The organism is Bradyrhizobium sp. BR13661 (genome assembly GCF_029892425.1).
In the GTDB taxonomy this organism is placed as follows: domain Bacteria; phylum Pseudomonadota; class Alphaproteobacteria; order Rhizobiales; family Xanthobacteraceae; genus Bradyrhizobium.
This window is the reverse complement of record NZ_JARXWB010000005.1, coordinates 178523-204944: the sequence shown is the minus strand read 5'-3', so window position 1 is coordinate 204944 and position 26422 is coordinate 178523. Positions and strand designations below refer to the sequence as shown.

36 protein-coding genes are annotated in these 26422 nt (G+C 63.4%); 34 read left to right on the top strand and 2 right to left on the bottom strand.

The window, feature by feature from the left end; all coding sequences use genetic code 11:
• Window positions 1-5: 5 nt before the first annotated feature.
• The 34 genes from rpsG (at window position 6) to hisC (ending at window position 23223) form a co-directional block, all read left to right on the top strand.
• Window positions 6-476 carry a 30S ribosomal protein S7 gene (gene rpsG, locus M2427_RS10685; RefSeq protein WP_041748231.1) on the top strand — a complete coding sequence of 157 codons (471 nt, stop codon included), beginning with the start codon at window positions 6-8 and terminating at the stop codon, window positions 474-476.
• Window positions 477-509: 33 nt separating this feature from the next.
• A complete protein-coding gene (gene fusA / locus M2427_RS10680; RefSeq protein WP_280706229.1) occupies window positions 510-2582 on the top strand; it encodes an elongation factor G in 2073 nt (690 codons plus the stop codon).
• Window positions 2583-2622: 40 nt separating this feature from the next.
• Window positions 2623-3813, top strand: coding sequence for an elongation factor Tu (gene tuf, locus M2427_RS10675; protein WP_280706228.1), 1191 nt, complete (start codon window positions 2623-2625; stop codon window positions 3811-3813).
• Window positions 3814-3894: 81 nt separating this feature from the next.
• Window positions 3895-4203 (top strand): 30S ribosomal protein S10, encoded by a 309-nt coding sequence (gene rpsJ / locus M2427_RS10670; RefSeq protein WP_002712302.1) that lies wholly within the window; start codon window positions 3895-3897, stop codon window positions 4201-4203.
• A 52-nt stretch (window positions 4204-4255) separates the two neighbouring features.
• Window positions 4256-4972 (top strand): 50S ribosomal protein L3, encoded by a 717-nt coding sequence (gene rplC, locus M2427_RS10665; protein ID WP_128951221.1) that lies wholly within the window; start codon window positions 4256-4258, stop codon window positions 4970-4972.
• A gap of 1 nt (window position 4973) precedes the next feature.
• Window positions 4974-5594 carry a 50S ribosomal protein L4 gene (rplD, locus tag M2427_RS10660; RefSeq protein ID WP_011088150.1) on the top strand — a complete coding sequence of 207 codons (621 nt, stop codon included), beginning with the start codon at window positions 4974-4976 and terminating at the stop codon, window positions 5592-5594.
• Complete coding sequence (locus M2427_RS10655) at window positions 5591-5893, top strand: 50S ribosomal protein L23 (RefSeq protein ID WP_027535292.1); 303 nt, start codon at window positions 5591-5593, stop codon at window positions 5891-5893. The genes rplD and M2427_RS10655 overlap by 4 nt, the downstream gene beginning before the upstream one ends.
• Before the next feature lie 12 nt (window positions 5894-5905).
• On the top strand, window positions 5906-6739 hold the full coding sequence (gene rplB, locus M2427_RS10650) for a 50S ribosomal protein L2 (RefSeq protein ID WP_011088148.1): 834 nt from the start codon (window positions 5906-5908) through the stop codon (window positions 6737-6739).
• A 12-nt stretch (window positions 6740-6751) separates the two neighbouring features.
• Complete coding sequence (rpsS, locus tag M2427_RS10645; RefSeq protein WP_008136357.1) at window positions 6752-7030, top strand: 30S ribosomal protein S19; 279 nt, start codon at window positions 6752-6754, stop codon at window positions 7028-7030.
• A 10-nt stretch (window positions 7031-7040) separates the two neighbouring features.
• The gene (gene rplV / locus M2427_RS10640; protein WP_057745488.1) at window positions 7041-7430 is read left to right on the top strand and encodes a 50S ribosomal protein L22; all 390 of its coding nucleotides are present in this window, start codon (window positions 7041-7043) and stop codon (window positions 7428-7430) included.
• 18 nt (window positions 7431-7448) lie between these two features.
• Complete coding sequence (gene rpsC / locus M2427_RS10635) at window positions 7449-8174, top strand: 30S ribosomal protein S3 (RefSeq protein ID WP_280706227.1); 726 nt, start codon at window positions 7449-7451, stop codon at window positions 8172-8174.
• A gap of 30 nt (window positions 8175-8204) precedes the next feature.
• Entirely contained in the window at window positions 8205-8618 is a 414-nt protein-coding gene (gene rplP / locus M2427_RS10630) for a 50S ribosomal protein L16 (protein ID WP_027535296.1), read from the top strand.
• A 5-nt stretch (window positions 8619-8623) separates the two neighbouring features.
• Window positions 8624-8830, top strand: coding sequence for a 50S ribosomal protein L29 (gene rpmC / locus M2427_RS10625; protein ID WP_027535297.1), 207 nt, complete (start codon window positions 8624-8626; stop codon window positions 8828-8830).
• A 13-nt stretch (window positions 8831-8843) separates the two neighbouring features.
• A complete protein-coding gene (rpsQ, locus tag M2427_RS10620) occupies window positions 8844-9092 on the top strand; it encodes a 30S ribosomal protein S17 (RefSeq protein WP_057745481.1) in 249 nt (82 codons plus the stop codon).
• 96 nt (window positions 9093-9188) lie between these two features.
• Entirely contained in the window at window positions 9189-9557 is a 369-nt protein-coding gene (gene rplN, locus M2427_RS10615) for a 50S ribosomal protein L14 (RefSeq protein ID WP_007603030.1), read from the top strand.
• Window positions 9557-9871 carry a 50S ribosomal protein L24 gene (gene rplX, locus M2427_RS10610; protein WP_063982583.1) on the top strand — a complete coding sequence of 105 codons (315 nt, stop codon included), beginning with the start codon at window positions 9557-9559 and terminating at the stop codon, window positions 9869-9871. The genes rplN and rplX overlap by 1 nt, the downstream gene beginning before the upstream one ends.
• Entirely contained in the window at window positions 9864-10421 is a 558-nt protein-coding gene (rplE, locus tag M2427_RS10605; protein ID WP_011088141.1) for a 50S ribosomal protein L5, read from the top strand. The genes rplX and rplE overlap by 8 nt, the downstream gene beginning before the upstream one ends.
• A 47-nt stretch (window positions 10422-10468) precedes the next feature.
• Entirely contained in the window at window positions 10469-10774 is a 306-nt protein-coding gene (gene rpsN / locus M2427_RS10600; protein WP_057745473.1) for a 30S ribosomal protein S14, read from the top strand.
• Between the two features lie 14 nt (window positions 10775-10788).
• Window positions 10789-11187, top strand: a complete 399-nt coding sequence (gene rpsH, locus M2427_RS10595; protein WP_027535303.1) for a 30S ribosomal protein S8 — start codon at window positions 10789-10791, stop codon at window positions 11185-11187.
• A 16-nt stretch (window positions 11188-11203) separates the two neighbouring features.
• Window positions 11204-11737 carry a 50S ribosomal protein L6 gene (rplF, locus tag M2427_RS10590; protein WP_027549201.1) on the top strand — a complete coding sequence of 178 codons (534 nt, stop codon included), beginning with the start codon at window positions 11204-11206 and terminating at the stop codon, window positions 11735-11737.
• 11 nt (window positions 11738-11748) lie between these two features.
• Window positions 11749-12111 (top strand): 50S ribosomal protein L18, encoded by a 363-nt coding sequence (gene rplR, locus M2427_RS10585; protein ID WP_027535305.1) that lies wholly within the window; start codon window positions 11749-11751, stop codon window positions 12109-12111.
• A gap of 44 nt (window positions 12112-12155) precedes the next feature.
• On the top strand, window positions 12156-12749 hold the full coding sequence (gene rpsE / locus M2427_RS10580) for a 30S ribosomal protein S5 (protein WP_057745465.1): 594 nt from the start codon (window positions 12156-12158) through the stop codon (window positions 12747-12749).
• 25 nt (window positions 12750-12774) lie between these two features.
• Window positions 12775-12981 (top strand): 50S ribosomal protein L30, encoded by a 207-nt coding sequence (gene rpmD / locus M2427_RS10575; protein WP_280706225.1) that lies wholly within the window; start codon window positions 12775-12777, stop codon window positions 12979-12981.
• 14 nt (window positions 12982-12995) lie between these two features.
• Window positions 12996-13481 (top strand): 50S ribosomal protein L15, encoded by a 486-nt coding sequence (gene rplO, locus M2427_RS10570; protein WP_280706223.1) that lies wholly within the window; start codon window positions 12996-12998, stop codon window positions 13479-13481.
• A gap of 150 nt (window positions 13482-13631) precedes the next feature.
• Window positions 13632-14963, top strand: a complete 1332-nt coding sequence (gene secY / locus M2427_RS10565; protein ID WP_280706222.1) for a preprotein translocase subunit SecY — start codon at window positions 13632-13634, stop codon at window positions 14961-14963.
• 278 nt (window positions 14964-15241) lie between these two features.
• Window positions 15242-16099, top strand: coding sequence for an adenylate kinase (locus M2427_RS10560; protein WP_280706426.1), 858 nt, complete (start codon window positions 15242-15244; stop codon window positions 16097-16099).
• Between the two features lie 188 nt (window positions 16100-16287).
• Window positions 16288-16656, top strand: coding sequence for a 30S ribosomal protein S13 (gene rpsM / locus M2427_RS10555; RefSeq protein WP_014494511.1), 369 nt, complete (start codon window positions 16288-16290; stop codon window positions 16654-16656).
• A gap of 122 nt (window positions 16657-16778) precedes the next feature.
• Window positions 16779-17168, top strand: a complete 390-nt coding sequence (gene rpsK / locus M2427_RS10550) for a 30S ribosomal protein S11 (RefSeq protein WP_007603045.1) — start codon at window positions 16779-16781, stop codon at window positions 17166-17168.
• A 113-nt stretch (window positions 17169-17281) separates the two neighbouring features.
• Window positions 17282-18313 (top strand): DNA-directed RNA polymerase subunit alpha, encoded by a 1032-nt coding sequence (locus M2427_RS10545; RefSeq protein WP_254132177.1) that lies wholly within the window; start codon window positions 17282-17284, stop codon window positions 18311-18313.
• A gap of 201 nt (window positions 18314-18514) precedes the next feature.
• Window positions 18515-18931, top strand: coding sequence for a 50S ribosomal protein L17 (rplQ, locus tag M2427_RS10540; RefSeq protein WP_280706221.1), 417 nt, complete (start codon window positions 18515-18517; stop codon window positions 18929-18931).
• Window positions 18932-19049: 118 nt separating this feature from the next.
• Window positions 19050-19886 carry a c-type cytochrome gene (locus M2427_RS10535; protein ID WP_280706219.1) on the top strand — a complete coding sequence of 279 codons (837 nt, stop codon included), beginning with the start codon at window positions 19050-19052 and terminating at the stop codon, window positions 19884-19886.
• Between the two features lie 81 nt (window positions 19887-19967).
• Window positions 19968-20756: an SDR family oxidoreductase gene (locus tag M2427_RS10530; protein WP_280706218.1), complete on the top strand. Its 789-nt coding sequence runs from the start codon at window positions 19968-19970 to the stop codon at window positions 20754-20756.
• Between the two features lie 95 nt (window positions 20757-20851).
• A complete protein-coding gene (locus M2427_RS10525; RefSeq protein ID WP_280706217.1) occupies window positions 20852-22168 on the top strand; it encodes a chloride channel protein in 1317 nt (438 codons plus the stop codon).
• Window positions 22165-23223 carry a histidinol-phosphate transaminase gene (gene hisC / locus M2427_RS10520; RefSeq protein WP_280706216.1) on the top strand — a complete coding sequence of 353 codons (1059 nt, stop codon included), beginning with the start codon at window positions 22165-22167 and terminating at the stop codon, window positions 23221-23223. The genes M2427_RS10525 and hisC overlap by 4 nt, the downstream gene beginning before the upstream one ends.
• Window positions 23224-23334: 111 nt before the next feature.
• Here the strand turns inward: hisC and M2427_RS10515 are convergent, their stop codons facing one another.
• Complete coding sequence (locus tag M2427_RS10515) at window positions 23335-24348, bottom strand: zinc-binding alcohol dehydrogenase family protein (RefSeq protein WP_280706215.1); 1014 nt, start codon at window positions 24346-24348, stop codon at window positions 23335-23337.
• A gap of 136 nt (window positions 24349-24484) precedes the next feature.
• Window positions 24485-26116 (bottom strand): OprO/OprP family phosphate-selective porin, encoded by a 1632-nt coding sequence (locus M2427_RS10510; protein ID WP_280706214.1) that lies wholly within the window; start codon window positions 26114-26116, stop codon window positions 24485-24487.
• Window positions 26117-26422 lie beyond the last annotated feature (306 nt).

The following is a 26422-nucleotide window of genomic DNA, read 5'->3' as shown; positions in this document are numbered from 1 at the left end:
GCTCAATGTCTCGTCGCCACTCAGCGGAAAAGCGCGAAGTTCTTCCCGATCCGAAGTTCGGGAACATCATCGTCACGAAGTTCATGAACTCGGTGATGTACGCCGGCAAAAAGTCGGTCGCCGAAGGCATCGTCTACGGTGCGTTCGGTCTCATCGAAGCCAAGACCAAGCAGAGCCCCCTCGGCGTGTTCGAGCAGGCACTCGAAAACGTCATGCCGACGATCGAGGTTCGCTCCCGTCGCGTTGGTGGCGCGACCTACCAGGTGCCGGTCGAAGTTCGCTCGGTGCGCCGTCAGGCCCTGGGCATCCGCTGGCTGATCTCTGCCGCGCGCGAGCGCAACGAGAAGACGATGACCGAGCGGCTCTCGGCTGAGCTCCTGGACGCATCGAACAACCGCGGGAACGCCGTCAAGAAGCGTGAAGACGTGCACCGGATGGCGGAAGCCAACCGCGCCTTCTCGCACTATCGCTGGTAACGGCGAAACAAACGGACTCGCAAGGAACACCCCATGCCCCGCCAACATGCCATCGAGGACTACCGTAACTTCGGTATCATGGCGCATATCGACGCCGGCAAGACGACGACGACCGAGCGCATCCTCTATTACACCGGCAAGAGCCACAAGATCGGCGAAGTGCACGAAGGTGCCGCGACGATGGACTGGATGGAGCAGGAGCAGGAGCGTGGCATCACGATCACCTCGGCTGCCACCACCGCGTTCTGGAACGGCAAGCGCCTGAACATCATCGACACCCCCGGCCACGTCGACTTCACCATCGAGGTCGAGCGTTCGCTGCGCGTGCTCGACGGCGCCGTCTGCGTGCTTGACTCGAACCAGGGCGTCGAGCCCCAGACCGAGACCGTCTGGCGCCAGGGCGACAAGTACAAGGTTCCGCGCATCGTCTTCGCCAACAAGATGGACAAGACCGGCGCCGACTTTTTCAAGTGCCTGGCCGACATCGTCGACCGCCTCGGCGCCAAGCCGATCGCGATTCAGCTTCCGATCGGTGCCGAGAACAACTTCAAGGGTCTCGTCGACCTCGTGAAGATGAAGGGCATCGTCTGGAACGACGAGTCGCTCGGCGCGAAGTTCGACTATGTCGACATTCCGGAAGACCTGGTCGATCAGGCCAAGGAATACCGCGAGAAGATGGTGGAAGCTGCCGTCGAGCTCGACGACGACGCCATGGCCGCTTACCTCGATGGCAAGGAGCCCGACGAGGCGACCCTGAAGCGCCTGATCCGCAAGGCAGTGCTGACCGGTGCGTTCTACCCCGTGCTGTGCGGCTCGGCCTTCAAGAACAAGGGCGTGCAGCCGCTGCTCGACGCCGTCGTCGACTACCTGCCGTCGCCGATCGACGTGCCTGCGATCAAGGGCACCGACGATGCCGGCAACGAAGTCTTGCGCAAGGCGGACGACAAGGAGCCGCTCGCGCTGCTCGCGTTCAAGATCATGGACGACCCGTTCGTCGGCACCATCACCTTCTGCCGCATCTACTCCGGCGTTCTGCAGAGCGGCACCGGCGTCGTGAACTCGACCCGCGAGAAGAAGGAGCGCATCGGGCGCATGCTCTTGATGCATGCGAACAACCGCGAAGACATTAAGGAAGCCTATGCCGGCGACATCGTCGCGCTGGCCGGCCTGAAGGAAGCGCGCACCGGTGACACGCTGTGCGATCCCGACAAGCAGGTGATCCTCGAGAAGATGGAATTTCCCGAGCCGGTCATCGAGATTGCGATCGAGCCGAAATCCAAGGCCGACCAGGAAAAGCTGGGCGTGGCGCTGGCCAAGCTCGCTGCGGAGGATCCGTCCTTCCGCGTCTCGACCGACCAGGAGTCCGGCCAGACCATCCTCAAGGGCATGGGCGAACTCCATCTCGACATCAAGGTCGACATCCTCCGCCGTACCTACAAGGTCGACGCCAACATCGGCGCGCCCCAGGTTGCGTTCCGTGAGCGCGTCACCAAGAAGGCCGAGGTCAAGTATACCCACAAGAAGCAGACCGGTGGTACCGGTCAGTTCGCCGAAGTCTCGATCGTCGTCGAGCCGAACGAGCCCGGCAAGGGCTACGAGTTCGAGTCGAAGATCGTCGGCGGCGCGGTGCCGAAGGAATACATCCCCGGCGTCGAAAAGGGCCTCAACAGCGTGATGAGCTCTGGCGTGGTCGCGGGCTTCCCCGTGGTCGACGTCAAGGTTCAGCTCGTCGACGGCAAGTATCACGACGTTGACTCGTCGGCGCTCGCCTTCGAAATCGCATCGCGCGCGGCTTTCCGCGAAGCGCTGCAGAAGGGCAAGTCCGTCCTGCTCGAGCCTATCATGAAGGTCGAAGTGGTGACCCCGGAAGACTACACCGGTTCGGTCATCGGCGACCTGAATTCCCGGCGCGGTCAGATCCAGGGACAGGACATGCGCGGCAACGCCAACGTCATCAACGCGATGGTGCCGCTCATGAACATGTTCGGTTACGTGAACAACCTGCGCTCGATGAGCCAGGGTCGCGCGACCTTCACCATGCAATTCGATCACTACGCAGAAGCGCCGGCTAACGTGTCGGCGGAAGTCCAGAAGAAGTTTGCCTGATTGTCGTCGGTCTCGAACTGACGATTGAACGGAGAGTCAAATGGCCAAAGCAAAGTTTGAACGTACCAAGCCGCACTGCAACATCGGTACCATCGGTCACGTCGACCATGGCAAGACGTCGCTGACCGCGGCGATCACCAAGGTTCTCGCCGAAGCCGGCGGTGCAACGTTCACCGCGTACGACCAGATCGACAAGGCGCCGGAAGAGAAGGCGCGCGGCATCACCATCTCGACCGCGCACGTCGAGTACGAGACGCCGAACCGCCACTACGCCCACGTCGACTGCCCCGGCCACGCCGACTACGTGAAGAACATGATCACCGGCGCCGCCCAGATGGACGGTGCGATCCTGGTCGTGTCGGCTGCTGACGGCCCGATGCCGCAGACCCGCGAGCACATCCTGCTCGCCCGCCAGGTCGGCGTTCCCGCGCTGGTCGTGTTCCTGAACAAGTGCGACATGGTCGACGATCCGGAGCTGCTCGAGCTCGTCGAGCTCGAAGTCCGCGAGCTGCTCTCGAAGTACGAATTCCCGGGCGACACCATCCCGATCGTCAAGGGCTCGGCGCTCGCCGCTCTCGAAGATTCCGACAAGGCGCTCGGCCATGACGCCATCCTCGAGCTGATGAAGCAGGTCGACGCGTACATTCCGCAGCCGGAGCGTCCGATCGACCAGCCGTTCCTGATGCCGGTTGAAGACGTGTTCTCGATCTCGGGCCGCGGTACCGTTGTTACCGGCCGTGTCGAGCGCGGCATCGTCAAGGTCGGCGAGGAAATCGAGATCGTCGGTCTCCGTGCGACCCAGAAGACCACCGTCACCGGCGTCGAAATGTTCCGCAAGCTGCTCGATCAGGGCCAGGCTGGCGACAACATCGGTGCGCTGCTCCGCGGCACCAAGCGCGAAGACGTCGAGCGCGGCCAGGTGCTGTGCAAGCCGGGTTCGGTCAAGCCCCACACCAAGTTCAAGGCTGAGGCCTACATCCTCACCAAGGAAGAGGGCGGTCGCCACACCCCGTTCTTCACCAACTACCGTCCGCAGTTCTACTTCCGCACCACCGACGTGACCGGTGTCGTGCATCTGCCGGAAGGTACCGAGATGGTGATGCCGGGCGACAACATCGCGATGGAAGTGCACCTGATCGTGCCGATCGCGATGGAAGAGAAGCTCCGCTTCGCGATCCGCGAAGGCGGCCGCACCGTCGGCGCCGGCGTCGTCGCTTCGATCATCGAGTAATTACGAGAATAGGGACGGCGAATAGCGAGTGGTGACATTCGCTATTCGCTATTCGCCACCCAACGAAGAGAGACCACGGCAATGAACGGCCAAAATATTCGCATCCGTCTCAAGGCGTTCGACCATCGTATCCTCGATACGTCGACCCGCGAGATCGTGAACACGGCGAAGCGCACCGGTGCGCAGGTCCGCGGACCCATTCCGCTGCCCACCCGCATCGAGAAGTTTACCGTCAACCGTTCGCCCCACGTCGACAAGAAGAGCCGCGAACAGTTCGAGATGCGCACTCACAAGCGTCTGCTCGACATCGTCGATCCGACCCCGCAGACCGTCGATGCTTTGATGAAGCTCGACCTGGCCGCCGGTGTCGACGTCGAGATCAAGCTCTAAGATTTTGGATCACGTTCGCGATTAGCGGACAGAAAGAACAGGAAGCACGCCGATGCGCTCCGGAGTGATCGCACAAAAGGTCGGGATGACGCGGGTCTTTACGGAGGCCGGCGAACATATCCCCGTGACCGTGCTGAAGCTCGGCAATTGCCAGGTCGTAGGCCACCGCACTGAAGAGAAGAACGGTTACGTTGCGCTCCAGCTTGGTTCTGGCAGCCGCAAGACCGTGTACATGCCCAAGGCAGAGCGCGGCCAGTTCGCGGTCGCCAAGGTAGAGCCGAAGCGGCAGGTCGAGGAGTTCCGCGTGTCCGCGGATGCCATGATCCCCGTGGGCGCCGAGATCCTGGCCGACCACTTCGTCGTCGGCCAGTTCGTCGACGTCACTGGCACCTCGGTCGGTAAGGGCTTCGCCGGCGGTATGAAGCGCTGGAACTTCGGCGGTCTGCGCGCCACCCACGGCGTGTCGGTCTCGCACCGTTCGATCGGTTCGACCGGTGGCCGTCAGGATCCCGGCAAGACCTGGAAGAACAAGAAGATGCCCGGCCACATGGGTGTCGACCGCATCACCACGCTCAACCTCCGCGTCGTTCAGCTCGACGTCGAGCGTGGCCTGATCCTCGTCGAAGGCGCCGTTCCCGGCTCCAAGGGCGGCTGGATCCGCGTGCGCGACGCCGTCAAGAAGCCGCTGCCGAAGGAAGCTCCGAAGCCCGGCAAGTTCAAGGTTGCGGGCGGCGAAGCCGAGGCTGCGGCCCAGCAAGAGGGTGCGTGAGATGGAATTGAAGGTCACCACCCTCGAGGGCAAGGAAGCGGGCTCCGTCCAGCTGTCCGACGCCATTTTCGGCCTCGAGCCGCGCCAGGACATCATTGCACGTTGCGTGCAGTGGCAGCTCAACAAGCGCCAGGCCGGCACGCACAAGGCCAAGGGTCGCGCCGAGATCTGGCGCACCGGCAAGAAGATGTACAAGCAGAAGGGCACCGGCGGTGCTCGTCACGGCTCGGCCCGCGTGCCGCAGTTCCGCGGCGGCGGTCGTGCCTTCGGTCCGGTGGTGCGTTCGCACGCCACCGACCTGCCGAAGAAGGTCCGTGCGCTCGCTCTCAAGCATGCGCTCTCGGCCAAGGCCAAGGACGGCGACCTGCTCGTGATCGACAAGGCGGCGCTGGAAGCCGCCAAGACCAAGGCGCTGCTCGGTCACTTCTCGGGTCTGGGGCTCACCAATGCGCTGATCATCGATGGCGCCGAGCTCAATAACGGCTTTGCCGCTGCGGCCCGCAACATCCCGAACATGGACGTGCTGCCGATCCAGGGCATCAACGTCTATGACATCCTGCGCCGTCAGAAGCTCGTTCTGACCAAGGCCGCCATCGATGCGCTGGAGGCGCGCTTCAAATGACGAAGAACATCGAGGCTCGCCACTACGACGTGATCGTCGCTCCGGTCGTCACCGAAAAGGCGACGCTGGCGTCCGAGCACAACAAGGTTCTGTTCAAGGTGGCCGCGAAGGCGACCAAGCCGCAGATCAAGGAAGCGATCGAGAAGCTGTTTGACGTCAAGGTCAAGAGCGTCAACACGCTGGTCCGCAAGGGCAAGACCAAGGTCTTCCGCGGCAATCTCGGCTCGCAGTCGAACACCAAGCGCGCGATCGTGACCCTCGAAGAGGGCCACCGGATCGACGTCACCACCGGTCTGTAAGGTCGTACGACGATGGCACTGAAGACATTCAATCCCACGACGCCGGGCCAGCGCCAGCTGGTCATGGTCGATCGTTCGGCGCTCTACAAGGGCAAGCCGGTCAAGGCGCTCACCGAAGGTAAACACTCCTCGGGCGGTCGCAACAACACCGGTCGCATCACCGTGCGCTTCCGCGGCGGCGGTCACAAGCAGACCTTGCGTATCGTCGACTTCAAGCGCGACAAGGTTGATGCGCCCGCGACCGTCGAGCGGCTGGAATACGATCCGAACCGCACCGCGTTCATCGCGCTGGTCAAGTACGAAGACGGCACCCAGGCCTATATCCTGGCGCCGCAGCGCCTGGCGGTCGGCGACTCCGTGGTTGCCGGCAACTACGTCGACGTGAAGCCGGGCAACGTCATGCCGCTCGGCAACATGCCGGTCGGCACGATCATCCACAACATCGAGGTCAAGATCGGGAAGGGCGGCCAGCTCGCCCGTTCCGCTGGCACCTATGCCCAGCTCGTCGGCCGCGACCAGGATTACGTCATCATCCGCCTCAACTCGGGTGAGCAGCGCCTGGTGCACGGCCGTTGCCGCGGTACGATCGGCGCGGTATCGAACCCGGATCACATGAACACCTCGATCGGCAAGGCCGGCCGCAACCGTTGGCTGGGCCGCAAGCCGCATAACCGCGGTGTTTCGATGAACCCGATCGACCATCCGCACGGCGGTGGTGAAGGTCGTACCTCGGGCGGTCGCCACCCGGTCACCCCGTGGGGCAAGCCGACCAAGGGCAAGAAGACCCGCAGCAACAAGTCGACCAACAAATTCATTCTCCTAAGCCGCCACAAGCGGAAGAAGTAAGGAACGACGGACATGGTTCGTTCAGTCTGGAAAGGCCCGTTCGTCGAGGGTTCTCTGCTCAAGAAGGCAGATGCCGCGCGCGCGTCCGGCCGTCACGACGTCATCAAGATCTGGAGCCGTCGCTCGACCATCCTGCCGCAGTTCGTCGGCCTGACCTTCGGCGTCTACAACGGTCAGAAGCACGTGCCGGTGGCCGTCAACGAGGAAATGGTCGGTCACAAGTTCGGCGAGTTCTCGCCGACCCGGACCTTCCATGGCCACTCCGGCGACAAGAAAGCCAAGAAGGCTTGAGGATTAAACGATGAGCAAACCTAAGCGCGAACGGAGCCTCGCCGAGAACGAGGCCAAGGCGGTCGCCCGGATGCTGCGGGTGAGCCCGCAGAAGCTCAACCTGGTCGCCCAGCTCATTCGCGGCCGGAAGGCTTCCGCTGCGCTCGCCGACCTGCAGTTCTCGCGCAAGCGGATCGCGGTCGACGTGAAGAAGTGCCTGGAATCGGCTATCGCCAACGCCGAGAACAACCACGACCTCGACGTCGATGATCTCGTCGTGGCGCAGGCCTTCGTCGGCAACGGCCTCGTGATGAAGCGCTTTGCCGCCCGCGGCCGTGGCCGCTCGGGCCGTGTCTACAAACCATTTTCGCAGCTGACGATCATTGTTCGTCAGGTCGAAGCCGAAGCAGCAGCGGCCTAAGGGTCGCAGGAGAAAACGATGGGTCAAAAGATCAATCCGATCGGTCTGCGTCTCGGCATCAACCGGACCTGGGATTCCCGCTGGTTCGCCGGCAAGCAGGAATACGGCAAGCTGTTGCACGAGGACGTCAAGATCCGCGAGATCCTGCACAAGGAGCTCAAGCAGGCGGCTGTCGCCCGCATCGTGATCGAGCGTCCGCACAAGAAGTGCCGCGTCACCATCCACTCGGCTCGTCCGGGCGTGGTGATCGGCAAGAAGGGCGCCGACATCGACAAGCTTCGCAAGAAGGTCGCGGACATCACCTCGTCCGACGTCGTCATCAACATCGTCGAAATCCGCAAGCCGGAGCTCGATGCGACGCTGGTGGCCGAGTCGATCGCGCAGCAGCTCGAGCGCCGCGTGGCGTTCCGCCGCGCCATGAAGCGCGCCGTTCAGTCGGCGATGCGTCTCGGCGCGGAAGGCATCCGCATCAACTGCTCGGGTCGTCTGGGCGGTGCGGAAATCGCGCGCATGGAGTGGTACCGCGAAGGTCGCGTGCCGCTGCACACGCTGCGCGCCGACATCGACTACGGCGTTGCGACCGCGTTCACGACCTTCGGCACCTGCGGCGTCAAGGTCTGGATCTTCAAGGGTGAGATCCTCGAGCACGATCCGATGGCCCAGGACAAGAGAATGGCCGAGGGCGAGACGGGCGGCAGTGGTGATCGTGGCGGCCGTGGGCGCCGCGACAACGCTTCAGCCTGATCCAGCACAGGAATTTGAGGGCTTAAAGCCATGATGCAACCTAAGAAAACGAAGTTCCGGAAGGCGCATAAGGGCCGCATTCACGGCGTTGCGACTTCGGGCGCGACGTTGGCGTTCGGCCAGTTCGGCCTGAAGGCGACCGAGCCTGAGCGCGTCACCGCGCGCCAGATCGAAGCCGCTCGCCGCGCGCTGACCCGCCACATGAAGCGCGCCGGCCGCGTCTGGATCCGCGTGTTCCCCGACGTTCCGGTGTCGAAGAAGCCGGCCGAAGTCCGCATGGGCTCCGGCAAGGGTTCGCCGGAATTGTGGGTCGCCCGCGTCAAGCCGGGTCGGGTGCTGTTCGAGATCGACGGCGTCAACACCCAGACGGCGCGTGAAGCGCTGACCCTGGCGGCCGCCAAGCTGCCGATCAAGACGCGCTTCGTCGAGCGCATTGCGGAGTAATGGCCATGGCCCAGATGAAGATCGAAGACATCCGCGCGATGAGCCCCGACCAGCAGGACGACGCCGTCCTGAACCTGAAGAAGGAGCGCTTCAACCTGCGCTTCCAGCGTGCCACCGGGCAGCTCGAGAACACCTCGCGCCTGCGCGAGGCTCGCCGCGACATCGCCCGGATCAAGACCGTCGCCGCGCAAGCGCGCGCGAAGAAGAAGTAAGGGGCTAACGGATATGCCGAAACGTACTTTGCAAGGCGTGGTCGTCAGCGACAAGACTGCCAAGACTGTCGTGGTGCGCGTCGATCGCCGCTTCACGCATCCGATCTACAAGAAGACGATCCGCCGTTCGAAGAACTACCACGCGCACGACGAGAACAACGAGTTCAAGCCGGGCGACATGGTCTGGATCGAAGAGACCAAGCCGATTTCGAAGTTGAAGTGCTGGATCGTGATCCGGGGCGAACACAAGAAAAGCGCCTGATCTGTTGGCCTTGGCCATTCATTTGGCCGACTGACTTCAGGGAAATGTTGAGCGCCGGCTAGGCTGGCGCAAAGAGAAAGAGGACGAGGTGCATCAATGATTCAGATGCAGACCAACCTCGACGTGGCCGATAATTCTGGCGCACGCCGTGTCATGTGTATCAAGGTGCTCGGAGGCTCCAAGCGCCGCTACGCCACGATCGGCGACATCATCGTCGTCTCGATCAAGGAAGCCATTCCGCGTGGCAAGGTGAAGAAGGGCGACGTGATGAAGGCCGTCGTGGTGCGTGTCCGCAAGGACATCCGCCGCGCTGACGGTTCGGTCATCCGCTTCGACCGCAACGCCGCCGTTCTGATCAACAATCAGTCCGAGCCGGTCGGCACCCGTATCTTCGGGCCCGTGCCGCGCGAGCTGCGCGCCAAGAACCACATGAAGATCATTTCGCTCGCGCCGGAGGTGCTGTGATGGCTGCGAAGATCCGCAAGGGCGACAAGGTCGTCGTGCTGACCGGCCGCGACAAGGGTCGCACCGGCGAAGTGTTTGAGGTTCGCCCCGACGCCGGTACGGCGCTCGTGCGCGGCATCAACATGGTCAAGCGTCACCAGAAGCAGACGCAGGCCCAGGAGGGCGGCATCATCTCGAAGGAGTCGCCGATCCAACTGTCCAACATCGCGTTCGTCGGCAAGGATGGAAAGCCGACCCGCGTCGGATTCAAGATTCTGGCGGACGGCAAGAAGGTCCGCATCGCCAAGAGCTCGGGAGCTGAGATCGATGGCTGAGGCCGCTTACACCCCGCGCCTGCGCGCGGAATACGACGCGAAGATCCGCACGGCCATGACCGAGAAGTTCGGTTATGAGAACGTGATGCAGGTTCCGCGCCTGGACAAGGTCGTGCTGAACATGGGCGTTGGCGACAGCGTCAACGACCGCAAGAAGGCCGAGACCGCCGCTGCCGAGCTGACCCAGATCGCCGGCCAGAAGGCGATCGTGACCTATTCGCGCATCGCCATCGCGACCTTCAAGCTGCGTGAGAACCAGCCGATCGGCTGCAAGGTCACGCTGCGCAAGGCCCGCATGTACGAGTTCATCGATCGCCTGGTGACGGTCGCGCTGCCGCGCGTCCGCGACTTCCGCGGCCTGAACCCGAAGAGCTTTGACGGCCGCGGCAACTACTCGCTCGGCATCAAGGAGCACATCATTTTCCCCGAGATCGACTTCGACAAGGTCACGGAAGCCCGCGGTATGGACATCACCGTCTGCACCACGGCCAAGACCGACGAAGAGGCGAGGGCCTTGTTGACCGCTTTCAATTTCCCGTTCCGGCAGTGAGACGCTGAACCTAAAGCCTCTCAAACGCGGATACCCAGGAGCCAAGCATGGCAAAGAAGAGTTCAGTCGAGAAGAACAACCGGCGCAAGCGGATGGTGAAGAACGCCGCCCCGAAGCGCGAGCGGTTGAAGGCGATCATCGCCGACAAGACGCTGCCGATGGAGGAGCGGTTCGCCGCCACCCTGAAGCTGGCGGAAATGCCGCGCAATTCGTCGGCCACCCGCATCCGTCTGCGCTGCGAGCTGTCGGGCCGCCCGCGCTCGAACTATCGCAAGAACAAGCTGTCCCGTATCGCGCTGCGCGACCTTGGCTCCAAGGGCATGGTCCCGGGCCTCGTGAAGTCGAGCTGGTAAGGAGGGTCGTTTAAATGTCTACGCACGATCCAATCAGCGATCTGATCACCCGCATCCGCAACGCGCAGATGCGCGCCAAGAGCAAGGTCTCCACGCCTGGCTCGAAGATGCGCGAGAACGTCCTCGAAGTGCTCAAGAGCGAGGGCTACATCCGCGGTTACGCCACGCTCGAGCATTCCTCGGGCCGCAGCGAGATCGAGATCGAGCTGAAGTACTTCGACGGCGAGCCCGTCATCCGCGAGATCGAACGTGTTTCCAAGCCCGGGCGTCGCGTTTACGCCTCGGTGAAGAACCTGCCGCGGGTCAATAACGGACTCGGTATTTCGGTGTTGTCGACGCCGAAGGGGATCATGGCCGACCACAGTGCGCGTGAAGCGAACGTGGGCGGTGAAGTCCTCTTCACGGTGTTCTGAGAAGGATTTTTGATCCATGTCACGTGTTGGCAAAAGGCCTGTTGCGGTGCCGTCCGGTGTGACCGCGACCGTTGACGGGCAGACCGTCAAGATGAAGGGGCCGAAGGGCCAGCTTCAGTTCGTCGTCCATGACGACGTCGAGGTGAAGCTCGAGAACGGCCAGGTCAAGGTGAACCCGCGGGTCGAGACCAACCGCGCGCGGGCGCTGTACGGTACCGCTCGCGCCCAGGTCGCGAATCTGGTCGAAGGCGTCACCAAGGGCTTCGAGAAGAAGCTCGAAATCACCGGCGTCGGTTACCGCGCCGCGATGCAGGGCAAGAACCTGCAGCTCGCGCTCGGCTACAGCCACGACGTGGTCTACGCGATCCCGGAAGGGATCACGATCACCGTGCCGAAGCCGACCGAGATCACGGTGACGGGCAGCGATATCCAGCGCGTCGGCCAGGTCGCCGCGGAGATCCGCTCTTATCGCCCGCCGGAGCCCTACAAGGGCAAGGGCGTGAAGTATGTTGGCGAATTCATCTTCCGCAAGGAAGGCAAGAAGAAGTAACGGAGCCGGTCATGTCCAAAGCCAAGGTTACAAATGCCCGGCGCAAGCGGAGTGTGCGGCTGAAGCTGCGCCGCTCCGGTGCTGGCCGCCCGCGTCTGTCGGTGTTCCGCTCGTCCAAGCACATCTACGCCCAGGTCATCGACGACCTGAAGGGCGAGACGCTGGCCTCTGCCTCGTCGCTCGAGAAGTCGATGCGCGACGGCGGCAAGACCGGCGCCGACATCGATGCAGCGAAGGCGGTCGGCAAGCTGCTGGCCGAACGCGCCGCCGAGAAGGGCGTCAAGGAAGTCGTGTTCGATCGCGGCAGCTACCTCTACCACGGGCGCGTCAAGGCACTGGCCGACGCTGCGCGTGAGAGCGGGCTGAGCTTCTAACAGAATTTGAGGATTGAGGCGCAAGCCTCTGAAGGATTGGAAAAATGGCAGAACGCGAACAACGTGGTGGACGCGATCAACGCGGCGGCGGACGTGAACGCAAGGAGCGCGAGGAGCGCGACAGCGAGTTCGTCGACAAGCTCGTCCACATCAATCGCGTGGCCAAGGTCGTCAAGGGCGGTAAGCGCTTCGGTTTCGCAGCGCTGGTCGTGATCGGTGACCAGAAGGGCCGCGCCGGCTTCGGTCACGGCAAGGCGCGCGAAGTGCCTGAGGCGATCCGCAAGGCCACCGAGTCCGCCAAGCGCAACCTGACCCGCGTGTCGCTGCGCGAGGGCCGCACCCTGCATCACGACATCGCCGGCCGTCACGGCGCGGGCCGTGTCTACCTGCGTGCAGCTCCCGCCGGTACCGGCATCATCGCCGGCGGTCCGATGCGCGCCGTGTTCGAGACGCTCGGCGTCCAGGACGTGGTCGCGAAGTCGATCGGCTCGTCGAACCCGTACAACATGGTTCGCGCGACCTTCGATGCGCTGAAGCATCAGGACTCACCGCGTTCGGTCGCGGCGCGCCGCAATATTAAGGTCTCCACCCTCCAGGGTCGTCGCATCGGCGGCGATGCCGAGGCGGCTGCGGACTAACCAACGCTTTTCGGAGTAGACCACGATGGCCAAGGACACCGCTAAGTCCGCAAAGACGATCAAGCTCGAGCAGACCGGCAGCGCGATCCGCCGCCATCACTCGCAGCGCTCGACGCTGATCGGGCTCAAGCTCAACAAGATCGGCCGCGTCAGCGAACTGCCGGACACCCCGGCCGTGCGCGGCATGATCGAAAAGGTTCACCATCTCGTCCGCATCGTCGGCGAGAAGTAATAAGGAGCAGGGCGATGAAGCTCAGCGATATCGCCGACAACGCCGGCTCGCGCAAGAAGCGCATGCGCGTCGGCCGTGGCATCGGTTCGGGCAAGGGCAAGCAGTCCGGCCGCGGAGGCAAGGGTCAGACCGCGCGTTCGGGCGTGCGCATCAAGGGTTTCGAAGGCGGTCAGATGCCGTTGCATCGCCGTCTGCCCAAGCGCGGCTTCAACAACATCTTCCGCGTCGAGTTCGCCGAGATCAATCTCGACCGGCTCCAGGATGCGGTCGATGCCAAGAAGCTCGAGGCTGGCGCCGTCGTGAATGTCGAGGCCCTGGTGAAGGCCGGCGTGCTGCGTCGCGCCAAGGCCGGCCTGCGGCTGCTCGGCCGCGGCGAGCTCAAGGCCAAGCTGAACATCGAAGTCCACGGTGCCACCAAGTCCGCGATCGAAGCGGTCGAGAAGGCCGGTGGTTCGGTGAAGATCCTTGCCCCTGCGAAGGAAGAAGGCGAGGCGGCGTAACAACTGCGTCATTGGCCCGCGGCTCGCGGGCCTTTTCGCATGCGGGACGATGGACTTATCGAAGCCGAAGCGCCAGATAATGTCCGGCGTCCGCTAAAGTAGCCCGGCCGCGGGTATGACGGCGCAAAAGGCGGCGGGAGAAAGTCCAATATGGCCTCTGCAGCGGAACAACTGGCAGCCAACCTCAATTTCGGCGCGTTTGCCAAAGCCGACGAACTGAAGAAGCGCATCTGGTTCACCCTGGGTGCGCTGCTCGTTTATCGGCTCGGCACCTACATCCCGCTGCCGGGCATCGATCCCAACATCTGGGAGCAGGTGTTCAAGTCGCAGGCAGGCGGCATCCTCGGCATGTTCAACATGTTCGCCGGCGGTGGCATCCACCGCATGGCGATCTTCGCGCTGAACATCATGCCGTACATCTCGGCCTCGATCATCATCCAGCTCCTCACCACCGTCTCGCCGCAGCTCGAGGCGCTGAAGAAGGAAGGCGAGGCGGGCCGCAAGACGCTGAACCAGTACACCCGCTACCTCACGGTGATCCTGGCCGCGTTCCAGTCCTACGGCATTGCGGTCGGCCTCGAAGGCGCCGGCAATGTGGTCAGCGACCCCGGCATGTTCTTCCGTCTCTCCACCGCGATCACGCTGACCGGCGGCACCATGTTCCTGATGTGGCTGGGCGAGCAGATCACCTCGCGCGGCATCGGCAACGGCATCTCGCTGATCATTCTCTCCGGCATCGTCGCCGAGCTGCCCGCAGCACTCGCCAACATGCTCGAGCTCGGCCGTCAGGGTGCGATGTCGACCGGCCTGATCCTGGTCGTGATCGTGATGGCGGTCGCCGTGATCGCCTTCATCGTGTTCATGGAGCGTGCCCAGCGCCGGCTGCTGATCCAGTATCCGAAGCGCCAGGTCGGCAACAAGATGTTCGAGGGGCAATCCTCGCATCTGCCGCTCAAGCTCAACACCTCGGGCGTGATCCCGCCGATCTTCGCGTCCTCGCTGCTGCTGCTGCCGACCACGGTTGCAAACTTCAATGCGGGCAAGGGGCCGGAATGGTTCCAGTGGATCACCACCCAGCTCGGCCACGGCCGTCCGTTGTTTCTGATCCTGTATCTCGCGCTGATCGTGTTCTTCGCCTTCTTCTACACCGCGATCGTGTTCAACCCGACCGAGACCGCGGACAATCTGAAGAAGCACGGCGGCTTTATCCCCGGCATCCGCCCGGGCGAGCGCACCGCGGAATATATCGACTACGTACTGTCGCGCGTCACCGTGCTCGGTGCGATTTATCTGGCGATCGTCTGCTTGATCCCGGAAATCCTGATCTCCTACGCCTCGGTGCCGTTCTACTTCGGCGGCACCTCGCTGCTGATCGTCGTCAGTGTCACCATGGACACGGTGGCGCAGGTGCAGGGCTATCTGCTGGCCCACCAGTATGAAGGCCTGATCCGCAAGTCGAAGCTGCGCGGCCGCCGCCGCTAAGACACGGCGTCCTCTCAAAGGCGGCGCGGTCGCGCCGCCGATTCGCCGCGCTAGCGACGCGCGGCGCCCGCGGAAGGCGATCAACAACCGTTCGGTCGCACCGCCCGAGCTGCTCTCGACGCAGCGCAATCACTGATTTCAAAGCCGTCTTGGCGTCCGGGCATTTGCTCCCCTATGATATGGGTAGCGGTGCGGCGCTGATTATGATTTGCACTGTTACTGAACTTTCAAACACCGGTGCGCGACGTATCGCTCACCAATCCGGGGGGCGTACGCCGATGAGAATTATACTTCTGGGACCACCAGGATCGGGCAAGGGGACCCAGGCGCAGCTGCTGGTGGAGCGCTATGGCATCGTCCAGCTCTCGACCGGCGAGATGTTGCGTGCAGCGGTTGCGGCCGGAACGCCGGTCGGGCTGAAGGCCAAGGAGATCATGGCCAGCGGCGGGCTCGTGCCCGACGAGGTCGTGGTGGGGATCATCTCCGACCGCATTGACCAGCCCGACGCCAAGAACGGTTTCATCCTCGACGGTTTCCCGCGCACCGTGCCGCAGGCCGAGGCGCTGGATGAGCTGTTGCGGCACAAGCACCTCAAGCTCGATGCCGTGATTGAGCTCCGCGTCAACGAGAGCGCGCTGCTGAGTCGCGTCGAGACCCGCGTCGCCCAGATGCGGGAGCGCGGGGAAGAGGTCCGCCTTGACGACACCCCGGAGGTCCTGACCAAGCGGTTGGCCAGCTACCGCAGCCAGACCGAGCCGCTGATTCACTACTATTCCGAGCGTCGGAAGCTCTCGACCATCGACGGCATGATGGCTATCGACGAGGTCACCCGCGCCATCCACCGCCAGCTGCTGGCGCTGGGTGCGGTGGAACCGAAGACCCATGCCCGCAGCGCGGCCAACGCGGTGCCCGCCAAGAAGGGGGCTAAGAAGGCCAAGGCAGCCAAAAAGCCGGCGAAAACGGCTAAAAAGCCTGCCAAATCGGCCAAAAAGACCGTAAAGGGCGCCAAGAAGGCGGCCAAGAAGACAGCCAAAAAAACTGCCAAGAAAGCGGTCAAAAAGACCGCCAAAAAGGCCGTCAAAAAAGCTTTGAGGAAGGGTCCAAAAAAGGTCACGAAAAAGCGAGCCAAGCGCTAGCGGCGGTTGACGAAAGCCCCCTGAATCCCTTAATAAGCCCCGCATCCAAGTCGGATAGTTTCAAACGATGCCGGGCCCCAGGAAGACCAGGGGTGGGCGTCGTGTTCGCGTTTGTGAACACCTGCCCGAGAAACATAAGCACTTAAAGCCCGATTCCTGACGAGGGATCGGCAACAGGAGAGAAGGCCGTGGCCCGTATTGCCGGCGTGAACATTCCGACCAACAAGCGCGTGCTGATCGCGCTCCAGTACATCCATGGCATCGGCCAGAAGATTGCTGGTGAGATCCTCGAAAAGGTGAAGATCCCCGAGGATCGTCGCGTCAATCAGCTGAGCGACGCCGAAGTGCTCCAGATCCGCGAAGTGATCGACCGCGACTATCTCGTCGAGGGTGATCTGCGTCGTGAAGTCGGTATCAACATCAAGCGTCTGATGGACCTCGGCTGCTATCGCGGCCTGCGTCATCGTCGCGGTCTGCCGGTGCGTGGTCAGCGGACCCACACCAACGCGCGTACGCGCAAGGGCCCGGCCAAGGCCATCGCCGGCAAGAAGAAGTAAGTTTTCGAATCCAATCGCGGCGTGTGGCGATAGGGGAAGCCCTTTCGCCACGCGCCTTTCGTTCCATCAGGTGTAGCCGCTGGCATTACGGCGGCGTTTGAGATCTCTAGGAAAGGTACTCTATGGGCAAGGAAGCCACCCGCGTTCGTCGTCGTGAGCGCAAGAACATCGCCTCCGGCGTCGCGCACGTGAACTCGTCCTTCAACAACACGACCATCACCATCACCGACGCGCAGGGCAACACCATTGCCTGGTCTTCCGCCGGTACGATGGGCTTCAAGGGCTCGCGCAAGTCGACCCCGTATGCTGCTCAGGTCGCCGCCGAAGACGTGTCGAAGAAGGCGCAGGAACACGGCATGCGCACGCTGGAAGTCGAAGTGGCCGGTCCCGGTTCGGGCCGTGAGTCGGCGCTGCGCGCGCTGCAGGCTGCGGGCTTCACCGTCACCTCGATCCGCGACGTGACCACGATCCCGCACAACGGTTGCCGTCCGCGCAAGCGTCGGCGCGTCTAATACGAAGTTGCGGGCGCTCTGTCGCCCGCGATGCTTTTTTTTAAGAAGCCGCGGGTTTGGTCTGCGGCCTTTCTCCAACGCCAGTGTTTGAATTTTCAAATCGACTGGCCTGTATGGGTGAAACAGTGACGATCCAGAAAAATTGGCAAGAACTGATTCGGCCGAACAAGCTCCAGGTTCAGCCCGGCAGCGACCCCTCGCGTTTTGCGACCATCGTTGCCGAGCCGCTCGAGCGCGGTTTCGGCCAGACGCTCGGCAACGCGCTGCGCCGCATCCTGCTCTCCTCGCTCCAGGGCGCGGCGGTGCAGTCGGTGCACATCGACGGCGTGCTGCACGAGTTCTCCTCGATCGCTGGCGTCCGTGAGGACGTCACCGACATCGTGCTGAACATCAAGGACATCGCGATCAAGATGCAGGGCGAAGGCCCCAAGCGCATGGTCGTGAAGAAGCAGGGCCCGGGCACCGTCACCGCCGGCGATATCCAGACCGTCGGCGACGTCACCGTGCTCAACCCGGACCTCCAGATCTGCACGCTCGACGAGGGCGCCGAGATCCGCATGGAGTTCACGGTCTCCACCGGCAAGGGCTACGTGCCCGCAGAGCGCAACCGTCCCGAGGACGCGCCGATCGGCCTGATCCCGGTCGACAGCCTGTACTCGCCGGTCCGCAAGGTCTCCTACAAGGTCGAGAACACCCGCGAGGGCCAGATTCTCGACTACGACAAGCTGACCATGACGATCGAGACCAACGGCGCGATCTCGCCGGATGACTCGGTGGCTTACGCCGCCCGCATCCTGCAGGATCAGCTCAACGTGTTCGTCAACTTCGAGGAGCCGCGCAAGGAAGTCGCCCAGGAGATCATCCCGGACCTCGCCTTCAACCCGGCCTTCCTCAAGAAGGTGGACGAGCTCGAACTGTCGGTGCGTTCGGCCAACTGCTTGAAGAACGACAACATCGTCTACATCGGCGACCTCGTGCAGAAGAGCGAAGCGGAAATGCTCCGCACCCCGAACTTCGGCCGCAAGTCGCTGAACGAGATCAAGGAAGTGCTGGCCCAGATGGGTCTGCACCTCGGCATGGAAGTGCCGGGCTGGCCGCCGGAGAACATCGACGAGCTCGCCAAGCGCTTCGAAGATCACTACTGAGCATTTCTACCGTCGTGGCCGGAATCATCCGGCCACGATTTTTCAAGCATGATCCGGAGAAGTGCGAAGCGGTTTTCCGACTAGATCATGCTCGAACTAAGAAGCGAAAGCGCGTCGTGCTTTCGCGGGCGAACGCAGGCAGCCCACCTGAGCAACATGTCCGACGAACCGTCGCGGCAGTTTTAAGTAAGGACTAAACACATGCGTCACGGCAAGGTTCATCGGAAGCTCAACCGCACGGCCGAGCATCGCCGCGCGATGTTCGCCAACATGGCGGCCGCGCTGATCAAGCACGAGCAGATTGTCACCACGCTGCCCAAGGCCAAGGAGCTTCGTCCGATTGTCGAGAAGCTCGTCACCCTCGGCAAGAAGGGCGGCCTGTCCCTGCGTCGCCAGGCCATCTCCGAGATGCGCGACAAGGATCAGGTCAAGAAGCTGTTCGACGTGCTGGCGCCCCGCTACAAGGATCGTCAGGGCGGCTACACCCGTATCATCAAGGCCGGCTTCCGCTACGGCGACAACGCCGCGATGGCCGTGATCGAGTTCGTCGACCGCGACGTCGATGCCAAGGGCCAGGACTCCGGTCCGGTGCAGGCCAAGGACGCCGAGGCGGCGTAAGCCAAATCGCATAGTGTTTCAAAAGCGGCGCCCCTGGGTGCCGCTTTTTTGTATCCGGCAGCCATTTCTCATGCTGCGCACGATGATTTCAACAAAAGCACTTTGATTGGGGGCTTCGATGAGGTTGGCCTTTGGGATCGCGCTGGCGTTGCTGCTGTCGCCGGTTTCCGCCGAGACGCTTGTCGAGCGCGGCGCCTATCTCGTGAACAGCGTGATGGTCTGCAACAACTGCCACACGCCGCGCGGGCCGCAGGGCCTGGAGATGACGCGCATGCTCTCGGGCGGGCAGACATTCGACGAGCCCGCCTTCAAGGTCACCGCATCCAATATCACGCCGGACAAGGACGCCGGCATCGGCGCCTGGAGCGAAGCGGAGCTGAAGCATTTCCTCGTCAGCGGCATCAGGCCGAACGGATCCGCCGTTGCGCCGATCATGCCGACCATCTTCTACACGGTGCTCACAGCGCGCGATCTCGATGCGCTCACGGCTTACTTGCGCTCCGTGCCGTCGGTGCACCACGAGACGCCGGCGCCGGAATACAGGATCACACTGAAGGTGGAGATGCCGACCTATGCCGGCACGCAGGCAACCGAGACGGAGCTCGCCGACAAGCTCGCCCGCGGCCGCTATCTCCTGACCATCGCCCATTGCCTGGAATGTCACACGCCGGAAGGCCCGTCCGTGGTGCACGATTTCGCCGGCGCCAGCGGCAAGGGTGGCCGCACGTTCAAGGGGCCGTGGGGTGAATCCGTCTCGCCCAACATCACGTCGGATCCCGCGGCGGGCCTCGGGCAGTGGAGCGACGACGAAATCAAACGTGCGATTACGCAAGGCGTCGCACGTGATGGTCGCAAGCTCAAGCCGCCGATGGCCTATGCTGGCTACGCCACCATGACGGCCCAGGATCTCGATGCCATCGTCGCGTTTGTCCGGACGCTACCGCCGCGCAGCTAGCTCGTCACGCGTCGGTGATGCACGATTGAAGCTGCTTGTGCAGCGCACGATATCTCCGTCAATAGCAATGGAGATTGACTGATGAAGATCGACCTTTCCGGAAAGACCGCCCTCGTGACCGGCTCGACTGCCGGCATCGGCCACGCCATCGCAAAAGGCCTTGCTGCCTCCGGCGCCAGCGTCGTCATCAACGGGCGCGGCCAGGACAAAGTCGATGCCGCCGTGCGCAAGCTGGAAGCAACCGGTGCCAAGGTCCGCGGCATCGCCGCCGACGTCTCCACGGCCGCGGGCTGCAATGCGCTCGTTGCAGCGCTGCCTGAGGTCGACATCCTCATCAACAATGCCGGCATCTTCGAGCCCAAGGGCTTTTTCGAGATTCCGGACGAGGACTGGAGCCGCTTCTTCGAGGTCAATGTGATGAGCGGCGTGCGGCTGTCGCGTGCCTACATGAAGGGCATGCTCAAGCGCAACTGGGGCCGCATCGTCTTCATCTCCTCTGAATCCGGGCTCAACATTCCCGCCGAGATGATCCACTACGGCATGAGCAAGACGGCGCAGCTGGCAATCGCGCGCGGCCTCGCGCAGCTTACCCAGGGCACCGCCGTCACCGTGAATTCAGTGCTGCCTGGCCCGACCATGTCGGAGGGTGTCGAGACCTTCGTGAAGGATCTCGCGAAACAGAACGGACAGTCGGTGGATGAAGCCGCCGCCAATTTCGTCAAGCAGCATCGCCCGAGCTCGCTGATCCAGCGCTTTGCCAGCGTCGACGAGATCGCCAACATGGTGGTCTACGTCGCCTCGAAGGAGGCGTCCGCGACCAATGGTGCGGCGCTGCGGGCCGAAGGCGGTATCGTCAACACCATCGCATAAGCTGCGACCGGGCGTCGGGAGCGAGGTTCCGGGCCTAGCTGCTCCGCTCCTGCGCCCCCTTTCATTCGTCGCGGGACTGGCTAAAACGGGGCTCCATGCTCTGGCCCCTCTCGACCCGCCACAAGCGTCTGTTCAGACTGACATCCGCGCGATGGCAGCGGCGGGCGATCTTTGTGCTTGGCGGGATCGGCGTCGGCGCTGCGGCGGTGGCGCTGGCGCAGCTCGCTGATCTGGCGCAGCACGTCTTTGCGCTCCTCCTGGCCGGGTCGCGCTATGCCGTGCTGGCGGTGACGCCGCTTGGCTTCATGCTGTCGGCCTATCTGACGATTCGCCTGTTTCCAAACGCGCAAGGAAGCGGCATTCCGCAGGCGATTGCCGCGCGACATCTGACCGACCAGGCGGCGCGCGAGAGCCTGGTCTCGATCCGGATCGCGATCGGCAAGATGATCCTCACGCTGTTCGGGTTGCTGTGCGGCGGCTCCGTGGGGCGGGAAGGGCCGACCGTTCAGGTCGGCGCCTCCATCATGTTCGCGCTCGGTCGTGTCTCGCCGCGCCGCCAGCCTGGATTGATCCTCGCGGGTGCGGCCGCCGGCGTCGCCGCGGCCTTCAACACGCCGCTTGCGGGCATCGTCTTCGGCATCGAGGAGATGAGCCGCGCGTTCGAGACCCGCACATCGAGCCTCATCATTGCCGCCGTCATTGCGGCCGGCCTGACGTCGCTCGCACTGGCCGGCAACTACGCCTATTTCGGCAGCAGCGCGATGTCGCTTTCGCGTGGCACTGACTGGCTGGCCGTGCCGCTCTGTGGCGTGGTCGGCGGCTTCGCCGGCGGCTTGTTCAGCCGCGTCGTCATCGCGATGGCGCGCGGTTTCAAGAACCCGCTCGGACGCGCAATCAAGGGCCATCCGCTCTGGTTCGCATGTGCCTGCGGTCTCGCTGTCGCGATCTGTGGCCTGGTATCGGGCGATACGATCTATGGCACGGGCTATGAGCAGGTGAAGACGGCGCTGGAGCGTGGCTCATCGCTGCCGCCTGACTTCGGCGTGCTCAAGCTGCTGGCCACCACCTTTGCCGCGATCAGCGGCATACCGGGCGGCATCTTCTCGCCATCGCTTGCCGTTGGTGCTGGCATCGGCAGCAACATCGCCTCGTTCTTCCATGACGCGCCGCTCGGCGCCATCATGCTGCTCGGCATGGTCTCGTATTTCGCCGGCGTCGTGCAGGCGCCGATCACCGCTTTCGTGATCGTGACCGAGATGACCGACAATCACGGCATGGTCGTGCCGTTGATGACGGCCGCGCTGATCGCGCATTTCATCTCGCGGATGGTCTGCGAGGAGGGTATCTATCACGCGCTTGCAAAAGGCTTCGTCGAACGGGCGACGCGTCCGCGTGAGGGGGAGGAAAGATGAGCCGCTTCTGGAGCAGCTTGACGCATGATCTGAAACCCTACGTGCCGGGCGAACAGCCTCGCATGGCGGATCTGGTCAAGCTGAACACCAACGAGAACCCGCTCGGCCCGTCGCCACGTGCGCTGGAGGCGATCCGCGAGGCGGCCGCCGATACGCTGCGTCTTTATCCGGATCCGCAGGCGACGGCATTGCGGGCGAGCCTGGCCGCCTATCACGGTGTGAAACCCGAGCAGGTGTTCGTCGGCAATGGCTCCGACGAGGTGCTCGCGCACGCCTTCGTCGCCTTGCTCAAGCATGATGCGCCGCTGCTGTTTCCCGATATCACGTACAGCTTCTATCCGGTCTATTGCCGCCTGTTCGGCATCGCCTACGAGACCGTGCCGCTCGATCAGGCCATGCACATTCGCGTTGCCGATTATCGTCGGCCGGCTGGCGCGATCATCATTCCCAATCCGAACGCGCCGACGGGGATCGCGCTGTCGCGCGCCGAGATCGAGGCATTGCTGGACGAGCATCCGGATGCGCCGGTTGTTATCGACGAGGCCTATGTCGATTTTGGTGCCGAGACCGCGATTCCGCTGGTTGCTTCGCACCGAAATCTGCTGGTCGTGCAGACCATGTCCAAGTCGCGCGCGCTGGCCGGACTGCGGATCGGATATGCGATCGGTGATGCCGATCTTGTCGATGCGCTGACGCGGGTGAAGGACAGCTTCAATTCATATCCGCTCGGCCGGCCTGCCCAGGCCGGTGCGATCGCCTCCATCGAGGACGAAGCCTATTTCCAGCAGAGCCGCGTTCGCGTGATCGCGGGCAGGGAGCGGCTGACCCGCGGACTGAAGGGCGCTGGCTTCGAGGTGCTGCCGTCTCTGGCGAACTTCGTGTTCGCGCGCCATCCAGCGCATCGGGGGGCCGCGCTTGCGGCGGCGCTGCGCGAGCAGGCGGTGATCGTCCGCCACTTTACGGCGCCGCGCATCTCGGACTATTTGCGGATCACCGTGGGCTCGGATGAGCAGATCGACAGGCTGTTGTCGGCTCTGTCCGGGATAGTGAAATAGTCGTGGAATCGTAGGGTGGGCAAAGCGCGGCGTGCCCACCATCTCTCGCCGTCATTACGAGAAGGTGGGCACGGCGCAAGCGCGCCTTTGCCCACCCTACGAGATCGTTGCCTACCAGCCCTCCAGCACGATCTTGCCGCGCGACTTGCCGCTCTCGAGCAGTGCATGCGCGCGCTTGAGGTTGGCCGCGTTGATCGTGCCAAAAGTCTGGTCGAGCGTGGTACGCAGCACGCCCTTGTCGATGAGGTCGGCGACGTCGCCCAGCAGATGATGCTGCGCGATCATATCAGGCGTCTGGAATGAGGAGCGCGTGAACATCGATTCCCAGTGCACCGAGATCGCCTTGCCCTTGAACGTGCTCATGGCGAACTCAGGGGGATCGTCGATCAGGCCGAACTTGCCCTGCGGTGCCATGAACTCGGCAATGCTCTTGTAGTGCTGATCGGTGAAGGTGAGGCTCGCCACCAGCGCGACCGGCGGCAGCTTGAGCTTTTCGATCTGCTCCTTCATCGGCTTGCCGTGGTCGATCACCGCATGCGCGCCGAGATCGAGGCACCATTTTTGCGATTCGGGGCGCGTCGCGGTTGCAACGACAGTGAGGCCAGTGAGGCGGCGCGCGAGCTGGATCAGGATCGAGCCCACACCGCCGGCGCCGCCGGTGATCAGCAGCGTGCGCGGATCAACGCTCTTGCCGGGCACGGCACTGAGCCGATCGAACAGCAATTCCCAGGCCGTGATCGAGGTGAGGGGAAGGGCTGCGGCCTGCGCAAAGGAGAGCGATTTCGGCTTGTTGCCGACAATGCGCTCGTCGACCAGGTGGAATTCGGAATTGGTGCCCTGGCGCAGGATTGAGCCCGCGTAAAATACCTCGTCGCCCGGCTTGAACAGCGTGACCTCGGGCCCGACGGCATCGACCACGCCGGCGGCGTCATAGCCCAAAATCTTGGTCTCGCCCTCGGGGGGCGCGGCGCGCTTGCGTACCTTGTAGTCGACCGGGTTGGCCGAGATCGCCTTCACCGCGACGCGGATGTCGCGTCCCTTCGGCTCGGGCTTGGCGGTTTCGAAATCGATCAGTGCGTCCTGATCCTCGATCGGAAGCGACTTCTTGTAGCCGACGGCCTTCATGGCTTGTCTCCATCAGATGGCGTGTTCGCCTGCCGCTCTAACTGTCGCGCTGGCTCCGGTTTGGCAAGTACGTTCCCGATTGGTTACCATTGGGAAAATCTCCGGGAGCGGCGTGCCGCTCCCGGAAGAGCCAAGCTTAGAACGCGACCTGCGTGCGCATGGCGACCGCGTTGAACGAGGAGCCCGTGTTCACGGCTGACGTCGCGCTCGCCTGCTTGGAGATCTCGCCATGCAGGTAGTCGAGCATGAAGCGGACGTTGTTGTTGACGTACCAGTTCAGTGCGGCGGTGTAGATGGTCTGGCGTCCACCCGCGATGCCGGCGGCGGTCGCGAGCTGGTCGTTCAGGTTCATCTGGCTCACGCGCCCGGCGATTTCCCACGCGCCCCAGCCGCCGCCGGCGAGTGAGAATGGATTGGCCGGCTTGATCCCGCCATAGGCGGCGTTCGCGGCATTGTAGGCCCGGCTCTCGCCGGTCAGGACGTAACCGACTTGCGCGTAGCCGCCGTCGAACTTCAGGCTTGTCGCGCCGACCGGCGGCAGACCGGTATTCGCCGTGCGGTCGACGTTGAACCAGTAATATTCGCCCTGCGCGATGAACGGGCCATAGGTCGCGGCCGCTTCGACGCCGTACACCTGCGCGCCCGAGACGTTGGCGATTGCACCGGTCGAGATCAGCGTCGTCGGATCGATCCGCAGCTCCGGCCGGTCACTGAGCGTGAGCGTCTGCGCCTGCGTCACCAGATTGCGCGGCGGCTGGATCAGCCACTCGGCGTCGGCGCCGATATGCACCGAGTAGCCGTTGCCACTGATCGGGTTGCCGGCGACACGGACGACGGCGCCATATTGCTCGCTGCTGCCGGGCGGAGAGACGCTGGACGCGGAGTGGATCGCGCCGGTGGTCGGTCCGGTGACATAGGCACCCATCCAGAGCTGGTCATTCCACCAGCGGGTACCGACCGCCGAGCGGAAGTCGCCGGCTGCGATGTTCTGCGCGATGAGGCCCGACGAGGCGCGCTCCATGAACATGATGTCGTTGGAGCTGGTGGATTCATCCATCGTCCAGGCGATGTCCATGACACCCGCTTCGATCGCCATCTTGCCGCCGAACGGCTTGAGGCCGGTGTAGCTGAGATAGGCGTTCTCGATGCCTGAGGTGCCGCCGCCCGGAAGGAAGCCGACGGCGGTCGCGCCGGCTGCACCGGTGCCGCCGAAGCCATCGGACGAACCGCCGAAGTCGTAGATCAGCGAGTAGTTCCAGTCGCCGAAGAACTTGCCGACGATGCCGATGCGCGCGCGGCGAACGTTCTCGCCGCTGTCGAGCTTTTGCGGCACCGTTGCTGCGGTGTCGGGACGGTAACTGTAGCCGCCGACATCCCAGTGCACCCGGCTCGTGATGGCGACGCAGTTCTGTTCGTCCGCGGTGCAGATGGTCGGCCGGTTGTTCGGCATCGTCACCACGATGCCGGACGGGGCCACCGGGCCCTTGACCGGAATTGCCGCGTTGGCATTGGCGATCGCTGCCTTCGCCTCAGAGCGCGCTTCAGCCTTGGCTTCGGCCTTCGCTTCCTGCCTGGCCTTCGCCGTGGCCGCGGTGTTCGCTGCGGTCTGGTTCTGAAGCTTGTCGAGCTTCTGTTCCAGCATTTTCAGCTGCTGCTTCAGGAGCGCGATCTCCTGTTCGCTGTTGCTTGCCGATTCCGCGTGGGCCGGTGCGGCCGCCAGCATGCCGGCGAGACCAATCGCCGTCGCCGCAATTCTCGTTCTGCTCATGTCATGACTCCATCCTTTGACCAACTTCCCCAAGACCAACTATCCCAAGACCAACTTCCCCAGGTCGCAACGGGAGAGCCTAAGAATGATCGATGACTGCCCCGCGACAGCGCGCGCCCGGTTGCGCGGTTCCCACTGATGCAAATTCGCCGCAACCGAATCCGCCCGGCATGAGAGTGCAGGATGATGCGCATCATGCCAATGCAGCGCCCCCGGCAAATTGCCATTTCGCACGCCGGGCTGGCATGCGGGACACACCGGAAAGAGGCTGAATATTGCCGCCGGCGCCCTTCTATTGGGCGGCGA